The organism is methanotrophic endosymbiont of Bathymodiolus puteoserpentis (Logatchev), from assembly GCF_900128525.1.
Taxonomy (GTDB): domain Bacteria; phylum Pseudomonadota; class Gammaproteobacteria; order Methylococcales; family Methylomonadaceae; genus Methyloprofundus.
Genome location: NZ_FQTQ01000071.1, coordinates 22,987 through 31,558, shown reverse-complemented (window position 1 = coordinate 31,558; position 8,572 = coordinate 22,987). Strand labels below are relative to the sequence as shown.

General features: G+C 37.9%; 6 protein-coding genes. 2 read left to right on the top strand and 4 right to left on the bottom strand.

The features are described from left to right. The first annotated feature begins 487 nt into the window (after positions 1-487). Together BQ7314_RS06405 and BQ7314_RS06400 are read left to right on the top strand one after the other, a co-directional pair. Positions 488-3,184, top strand: coding sequence for a bifunctional diguanylate cyclase/phosphodiesterase (locus BQ7314_RS06405; RefSeq protein ID WP_174482874.1), 2,697 nt, complete (start codon positions 488-490; stop codon positions 3,182-3,184). Between the two features lie 27 nt (positions 3,185-3,211). Beyond that, complete coding sequence (locus BQ7314_RS06400; RefSeq protein WP_174482873.1) at positions 3,212-3,613, top strand: YbaN family protein; 402 nt, start codon at positions 3,212-3,214, stop codon at positions 3,611-3,613. Between the two features lie 145 nt (positions 3,614-3,758). Here BQ7314_RS06400 and BQ7314_RS06395 read toward each other — a convergent pair whose 3' ends face one another. The 4 genes from BQ7314_RS06395 to BQ7314_RS06380 all read right to left on the bottom strand — a co-directional run bounded on the left by BQ7314_RS06395 (position 3,759) and on the right by BQ7314_RS06380 (position 8,481). Continuing rightward, the gene (locus BQ7314_RS06395; RefSeq protein ID WP_174482872.1) at positions 3,759-4,043 is read right to left on the bottom strand and encodes a hypothetical protein; all 285 of its coding nucleotides are present in this window, start codon (positions 4,041-4,043) and stop codon (positions 3,759-3,761) included. Positions 4,044-4,580: 537 nt separating this feature from the next. Beyond that, positions 4,581-5,171 (bottom strand): c-type cytochrome, encoded by a 591-nt coding sequence (locus tag BQ7314_RS06390; RefSeq protein WP_174482871.1) that lies wholly within the window; start codon positions 5,169-5,171, stop codon positions 4,581-4,583. A 191-nt stretch (positions 5,172-5,362) separates the two neighbouring features. Continuing rightward, positions 5,363-6,340 carry an ABC transporter permease gene (locus BQ7314_RS06385; protein ID WP_174482870.1) on the bottom strand — a complete coding sequence of 326 codons (978 nt, stop codon included), beginning with the start codon at positions 6,338-6,340 and terminating at the stop codon, positions 5,363-5,365. Then, on the bottom strand, positions 6,340-8,481 hold the full coding sequence (locus BQ7314_RS06380) for an ABC transporter substrate-binding protein (protein WP_174482876.1): 2,142 nt from the start codon (positions 8,479-8,481) through the stop codon (positions 6,340-6,342). The genes BQ7314_RS06385 and BQ7314_RS06380 overlap by 1 nt, the downstream gene beginning before the upstream one ends. Positions 8,482-8,572: the final 91 nt, after the last annotated feature.

Below are 8,572 nucleotides of genomic sequence, written 5' to 3'. Positions count from 1 at the left end.
GGGAGAAGAAGATCGCGTAAAATGAACATGAATGAGGTCTTTTGTTTGTATAATCAATTGCTTAGAACAATGTATTATACAGGGTTTCGAGGCCTCATTCACCAATAAGTTATTGTTTTAAAAGAAATAAAATTCATTTCAGAAAGAAACATTAGGAGATGCTAATATTTTCGAAAATTAGCATTTCCTAATGTTTCTTTGAATAAAAACTGGGAAACTTCAGTCACTTAAATCTTCAATATTTTTCAGCATTTCACGGATTAAGCGCAATCTAACCAGTCATCATATATGGTACGCAGAAAAACCTTCAGCTACTGTCAAATATCCTTAAAAAGTCCAACAATAAAATTCATTCTGCCTTTAGCGTTAAAAGCCATTGAAATAAAGGTGTCATAAAGCAGGCATCACTATAGGCTAGTCGTTTTTTTGCCTAAACTAAAGCGTTAGTCTATACTCAAAGTGTTAATAATTAAATACACTGAGATCTTTGAACTCATTATTCTTACGTCCATTCGCGTTACTCCTAACTCTGCTACCTATCTCAGCAATTCCTCAGAGCATTGCTCAACAAAATAGAGTTACAGAAAGCACGACTCAAGCTGTTGAATTAACAGTCGAAGAACGATTATGGCTGGATACGCACCAGCCTATTCGCATTGCTTTTGACGGCAATTTCCCTCCATATAGCTTTATAGACAATGGAAAATTGACCGGGATCGCTTATGATACACTGCAATTAATCAGTCAGAAACTCGATATTCAATTTAAAATAGATAAACTCACTGCTTGGAAAGAGATTTATATAGCTGCAATCAACAAAGAAGTTGATGTCGTTGCCACTATGGTTAACAGGCCAGAACGTCTACAATTCTTTGCCTTCAGCCAACCTTATATATTCAAATCATTAGTCATTATTACCAATAAAAATGGCACACAAATAACTAACCGTAACCAGCTTCCTGAAAAAATCGTAGCGTTAGTCAAAGACTATCAATATTCAACTCGCATCCTGAACGAATTCCCCAGTATCACACCTTTTTATGTCAATAGCATGCACGATGCTTTAGAGGCTGTCGAAAGTGAACAAGCTGATGCGGCTATCAGCTTCTTTGCCACTAGCGCTTACCTACAAAATAAACATCAACTAACGCAGCTAAAATTTGGTGCTTTTTATGATCGCAATAGTGCTAACGAGAGTATTGCTGTACGTGGTGATTGGCCGATTTTAGCCACGATTTTACAAAAAGGCTTAAATATATTAACGCCAGAAGAAAAACAAACGATTAGGGAAAAATGGCATACTCAACTCGAATTACCTATTGATTATGCAACCATCACTAAGTTTATCACCCCGTTGCTATTCATTGTTATTGTTTTGTTGTTATGGATTAGACAAATACGTCACCAAAATAAGCGCATTAACAACACCAAAAATAAACTTTTAAAATCTAATAATGCGCTTAAAAATCTAAAAGAAAACTTAGAAAATAAAGTGTTTCAGCGCACCGAACAACTACACAAAAGTGAACAAAAATACCGTAGTTTGGTGGAAAATTTAAACGATGAGTACTTTTTTTATCAACATGACTTAGAAGGTGTATTTTCTTATTTAAGCCCTTCAATCACGACAATTTTAGGCTATAGTATTACTGAGTTTCTACAGCATTACAGTACCTATCAAACCGATCACCCTAATAATGCCTTAATTGACGACTATACAAAGCGCTGTTTAAACGGTGAAAAAATACCCGCGTATGAAGTTGAGTTATTTGATAAACAAGGTAATAAACGTTGTATCGAGGTTTTGGAAAGCCCTGTCTATAATGATGCCGGACAATGCATTGGCATCGAAGGTATTGCTCATGATATTACTCTATTAAAACAAGCCCAAGACCGGCTCAGTTGGCTCTCTTATTATGATGATTTAACTGGTTTAGCTAATCGCCGCTTATTTTTAGACCGGTTTGAGCAAACGCTTATTTTAGCGCACCGACATACTAACTCTACTGCCCTGCTATTTCTGGACATTAACCGGTTTAAAATTGTTAATGATAATCTCGGTCATGCGGCAGGCGATGAGGTGCTAAAAGAAACGGCTAACCGCCTACTCACAGACTTACGTGACTCGGATCTTGCCGCACGAGTTGGTGGGGATGAGTTTACACTAATTTTACCAGATACAGACGCTGATGCTGCTGAAATCGTAGCCAAAAAAGTATTACAGCACCTATTAAAACCTTACACACTTAATGAGCAGCAGTTTATTTTAGGCGCTAGTATTGGTATCGCCATTTATCCTAGTGATGGCAACAACGTAAAAACGTTATTGCAGCAAGCTGATAGCGCCATGTATTGTGCAAAAAAAGCAAAACAAGGTTATGCCTTTTGTTCTTCTGAGCAAATTCATGCGAATAGCCGTCGACTGATACTGGAGCAATCTTTACGTAAGGCATTAGCACAAGATTGTTATACGCAGGATTTTGAATTACAAATGTTCTATCAAGCGAAACTTTGCTTAAAAACTAACAAAACAATTGGCTATGAAGCTTTAATGCGCTGGCATCATACTGAATTAGGTGCAATATCACCCATTGAATTTATTCCATTAGCGGAAGAAACCGGCCTAATTGTCGAGCTAAGTCACTGGGTAATGACTGCCATTTGTTTACAAACAGTGCACTGGTCACAACTTGATTTTGATTTTGGCAAAATAGCCGTGAATATTTCTGCTGTAGAACTGATTAACTTGGATTTAGCCAACAAAATCATAAACCAAATTAATAGCTCTGGTGCCCAGAAAGAATGTATTGAAGTTGAAATTACTGAAAGTGCCTTAATGAAAACGCCAGAGATCGCGACTAAAGTTATGAGTCAGTTAGTAGAAGCAGGGATTTTGATTGCTATTGATGATTTTGGCACAGGCTATTCATCCCTGTCTTATATGAAAAACTTACCTGCATCATTTATCAAAATCGACCGCTCCTTTATCCGTAATTTACTCAATAGCAAGGAAGATCAAGCGGTAATTCATGCGGTATTAGCCATGTCGCACGCATTAGGTAAAAAAGTCATCGCAGAAGGTGTAGAAACCCAAGAGCAATTACAGTTTTTGGCTGAAAGTGGCTGTGATATGGTTCAAGGCTATTGGGTTGCTAAACCACTCGCCGCGAAAGATATAAACTAAATATTTCTGTATTAGGAGTAGCTGTCTATGCGCAAACGTATTAAAAAATATCTATTACTTGTTTCTGGACTGTTATTTCTGACCCTAGGCATTGTTGGTGCGGTATTACCCATTTTACCCACCACCCCCTTTCTTATTCTCGCACTCGCTTGTTTTGCCAACAGCTCCCCACACTTTCATCAGATGTTATTAAACAATCGCTGGTTTGGTGCGGCATTAAAACAGTGGGAAGAAAATCGAGCTATTAGCAGAACCGCAAAGATTAAAGCCATGCTTATGATTGTGTTTACTTTTTCTGTGTCTATCGGAGTACTACACGGAAAATTACCATTACAGCTAATGCTGTTGACCTTAGCCTGTGTATTGCTAATTTTTATGTGGCAGCTTAAAGAGGCTGAAACTTTACCTGTGCGCACCAACGACAAATAGTACGGTTAAAGCTACACACCACTTTAATATTATTATGTTTTAGCCATGCATTTGAGCCAGCCTAAGTGGTAAGGCTTTAGCTGTTACTAGTTTAAAACAGCTAAAGCCTATTATTCCTACTATTTACCCCACCTTAAAAGGCCAATTACTCAGCTAACCAACCTTCTAAAGCCGCTATAATTTCTTTTGCTTGCTTCTCGCTAGAGATATTAAATTTAGATTTTTGCTGATATTCACCATCACGTTTTTGGTAACGACGAATCGTAAATTTATCCGGGCTATATTCTTCTTTTGCTCTATTCCAATCTTGGTAACGATAAATAACCGTCGCCCAAGCACCTTTAGTTAATACTTTTTTATCTAACTCTTTAACTGTTTCTATGCCACCGTCCTCATAAGTAACGGTTAGTTCTTCTACTGTTTCTGCCATTTTTCTCTCTCAATTAAATTATTGCGCTATTTATATTTACATAGCTGAAAACAAAGTCACATCTTAGCCCAGCTTGCAAATTTAAATTTGTAAGCAATTGCAAGATACGCATAAATAGACATTACGACACTGCTTAGCATATTTTGCCATACCTTTTAATTCTTACTTTTCAACTTATTACGCAGAATATCAGGTTTAATCACTATTTGCGAAGATTGGGTTAAGCGATATGCTAGAAGATACAGGTTTAGCCAAAATGATGGCAGAGTTAAATCTTCAATTTTTAGATTTGGTAATGTAAAAACTGATTAATTCTATACAAAAAGAAGCTTGTAAAATAATACCTCGATAGTTAGGCGACCACTTAGCCTACACCTATTTATGTAGAGTTGTAATTTAATATACAAGGTAACCACCCCTTTACAAACCCAAAGGTACGCATTGCGTACCCTAGCGTAATATTTCGCCTTAAACATACAGCCAATAATTACCTTACAAGCGAGAAAGGTAGTTTATAAAAACTCACCCCCTACCGACTTACTCAACGGAAGTTAAGCCTTTCAAGCTCGTAAAATACGCAGCTATATCTTTAATTTCATCTTCTGATAAATCTTGCACCATAGACTGCATCAACACATTTTTACGCGCACCAGACTGATAATCTTGCATCGCTTTTTCTAAGTAGTTTTGGTGCTGACCCGCTAAACGAGGGTTTGTACTGGCATCATCGTTATGGCAAGCCATACAAGACTCTGCCAATTTCTTACCATTTGCAGCGCTACCACCATTTGCATTAGCACGCTTAGAGCCATCAACTGTTGCTAAATAAGTCGCAATATCTTCGAGCGTTTGGTCAGATAAATCATAAACATTCGCCATCATTGTGCGATGAGGTCGCTCTGATTTTTGATAAGCTTTTAAAGCGGCTACCGTATAAGCTGGAACCTGACCACCCACTTTAGGCACATAATAAGTTGGGTAAACATTACTTGTACCTGGTGAAGTATGACATCCCCGACACGCTTCAAAAGCATCTCTACCTGCCTCAACACTACCTGCTTGTGCCATGATAGGGACACTTGAAAATGCAGTGATACCTAAAGCTAATGCGATCATTTTTTTATTCATAAGAAATATCCTAACGTGAATTAAATTTTGTCCTTATCTTACTAAAAAGGCGGGATTATTAATAGCATATTTCTAATATGCTCGTATTTTATATAAACAGGATTTAAAAACAATAGAACATGGCTTTAGCTGACTAATAACGAAATAATCCATAAGCTAAATCCACGCTCGGTGCTTGGTCTATTATTTCTTCAAGACAAGCGTACTCGCGGATCAACTAACGTATAAGAAATATCTGTTAATAGTAAACCAATAATATAAAGCACTGACCCCAGAAAAACCATAGCCCTGACAATGGCAAAATCTTGGCTATTAATCGCATCAATTGTATAACTACCTAAGCCAGGAATACTAAAAAATGATTCGGTAATCAGGCTGCCCATAAATAATAGCGGCAAGACGACCACAACGCCCGTTAAAATTGGAATCATGGCATTTTTTAAAACATGTTTAAAAAGCACTTGAGTTTCTGTTAAACCTTTAGCGCGCGCAGTGCGCACATAATCTTGCTCAATCTCCTCTAAAAATAAGGTACGATACCAACGTGCGCCAGCTCCCACACCTGATATAACACTAATCAATACTGGCAAAATTAAAAATTTAAAGGCATTAACGCCAGTATCATAGCCAGAAATCGGCACTAACATCAGCAATTTACCCATGATAAATTGCCCGCCAATAATATAGAATAATGAGGAAATAGACATAATAATGATGCATAGCACAATCGCACCAAACTCTAAATAACTCTGGCGAAATAAAACCATCATTAATGCCACGCTAATATTGACCAACAAGCCCACTAATAACGAAGGCAAAGCAATAGCTAAACTTGGCCACATACGTTGCTGTATATCTGCACCAATATGCCGCCCACTATCTGATATACCAAAATCAAAGACAAATAAGCGCAAGGATTTTTGATAAAAAATCGTCTGTTTTATTTTATTTAGCCCTGTTTCCTGCTGATTAATAAATAAAGGCAACTGATAACCGCGCTGCAGCTTCCAATTATCTATCGCTTGCTCTGTCACATGTTTTTGTCCTAATTGCATACGTGCCATATCATCAGGACTATTGACAATAAAAAAGAGTACAAAGGTAAGAATATTAACCCCTAATAATAAAGGAAAAGCATACAAAATACGGCGCAGGATATAATTAAACATTACTTAATAGTCTCCTTTGCTCTACGCTGAAAACTCCGCATAGCAGGTAAAATAAGCGCTATCAACAATAAAATAATTAACACAACCGGCCACAATACTGGCTGATTCCACTGACGTCTTAATTGTTTGCGTTTTTGCGCTTCTATACGTCTGTATTTCAAACTATTATTCGCCATTAAGTTAGGCTTTAAATTATGATACCAACTATGGTACAGAGAAAAGCTTTTTGGATGTAAGCCAAAAACCCAGGGAGCATCGTAACGTATCAGTTCTTGCATTTGTCGAATCACAGCGAGTCGCTCAGGGCCGTTACTCATATAGCTCATTTGCTTAAAGAGTCGGTCAAACTCAGGGTTTTGATAATTACCTGCATTTTCTCCCCCATGAACGGCTTTCGCATTCGGTCCATATAATAAGAAAAAGAAATTTTCTGGATCAGGGTAATCAGCATTCCAGCCCCACATAAAAATCTGCGCATTTCCATTACGCATTTTCTGCTGAAATCGATTGTAATCTGTTGCTCTAATCACCAACTGTATACCTAATTTGGCAAACTGCTTACGATACCAATTTAAACGCGCACGATCATCCGGCCCACTTGCTGCCGTATCTAAATATAAAACTAAAGACTCGCCTGTTATAGGGTCTATACCATTAGCATAGCCTGCTTCTTGCATCAGCTTTATAGCAGCAGCCAAAGGCTTGCGCTGTATTTGACCATTATGCCAATCATAGACATAGTGATTAACGCCTCGCTCACCAGCGCTATAACCAAAAATACCCGGCGGTATAACGCCTTGTGCGGAGACGCCGCGGCCATTATTAAAAATGGAGATATATTCTTCATAATCAACAGCAATAGCAATTGCTTGACGTAATTTCCGTGCTTGCTCGCTGCTACCACCAATGATTGAGTCAAGCATATTAAAGCCCATATAAAAGGTTGAGCTATTAACTGCCGTTTGCAACTGTATGCCTTGAGCTTGCATGCTTTCAGTCAATGCCGCTTCACCATCTCCCGTAAATTGCACGGCCTGATCAAAACTATCAGAAGCAATACCAGAGCCATCATAATAGCCTTGCAAGAATTTATTCCAGTAAGGAATGGTTTCTTTTTCTAATAAATAAATCGCTTTGTCAATAAAAGGCAAGCGTTTACCCGCATCCTCTAATAGGCCACTTTCTTTATCCTCAGGCTCACCTTCACTCGGATAAAACTCAATATGGAAATTTGGATTTTTAAGCATGATCATACGTAAGTTAGGATTATTTTCCTCTAACATATAAGGCCCAGTTCCTAAAGGCTGCCAATCTAAAGTAATATTTTTATCAATCAAGCCCTTTTGCGAATAAAACGCATCAGCTTCCCAAGGCATAGGTGCAAAAAATGGCATCGCCAACCAAAATATAAATTGCGGGTATTTACCTTTGATACGAATTTTATAACGATATTTATCAAGCACTTCAACCCCCTTAATAGGGTTGTCTCTTAACGCAGTTCGCGGCTTATCTTTTATAATCTGAGCATAGTCACCTAGCCCGACAATATACTGCTTCATTAACTCAGCAATCGGCGATGAAATTTCTGGGTGCACGAGGCGTTTAATTTGCTGCACATAATCAGCCGCTGTTAATTCACGAGTTCCCGTTTGTTTAAAATCAGCTAGCAATTGAATATCTGCCAATTCTTCTGTACCTAATTGGTGATAAAGATATTGCCCTTGCTTATTAATAGCTAAAGCTGGATGTGGCTGAAATTTAATGCCTGACCTGATCTCAATAATATAGTCTGAATAGGCCACTTCATCACTTGTACTGGTTTCCGCTACTGGCTGTCCCAACGCATCAAAATAGTGGACCTCTGGCATATGCTTGGCCGTTAATGGTTCTAGCTCATAAGGACGCTTTAAAAAGTGATATTGAAAGGGAGGCTCATAGATTTGACCAATAAAGGCATATTCATTAGAGCTATAGGCTTTTGCAGGATCTAAATGCTTAGGTCGCTCAGAAAAAGAAGAATATAAAACAGACTGTTTACCTTCAATCCCCTTAGGGTAAGGATTATTAAGTACCGACTCATTACAAGCGGACAATAGCACTGAGAAAAAAATAAAAAAAATGATTTTTTGCCATACGATCATTGATTGCCTTAACTCCTGCCTATAATTTTTGGCATATTTCATATTGCCGCTACCGTAGTTTACCTATCTTTACCTTTCAAATACTGGGAAC

Excerpts from the sequence above, each read along its gene's own strand:
- BQ7314_RS06380 (WP_174482876.1), bottom strand. The coding sequence starts at position 8,481 with ATGATCGTATGGCAAAAAATCATTTTTTTTATTTTTTTCTCAGTGCTA.
- BQ7314_RS06390 (WP_174482871.1), bottom strand. The coding sequence starts at position 5,171 with ATGAATAAAAAAATGATCGCATTAGCTTTAGGTATCACTGCATTTTCA.
- BQ7314_RS06400 (WP_174482873.1), top strand. The coding sequence starts at position 3,212 with ATGCGCAAACGTATTAAAAAATATCTATTACTTGTTTCTGGACTGTTA.
- BQ7314_RS06385 (WP_174482870.1), bottom strand. The coding sequence starts at position 6,340 with ATGTTTAATTATATCCTGCGCCGTATTTTGTATGCTTTTCCTTTATTA.
- BQ7314_RS06395 (WP_174482872.1), bottom strand. The coding sequence starts at position 4,043 with ATGGCAGAAACAGTAGAAGAACTAACCGTTACTTATGAGGACGGTGGC.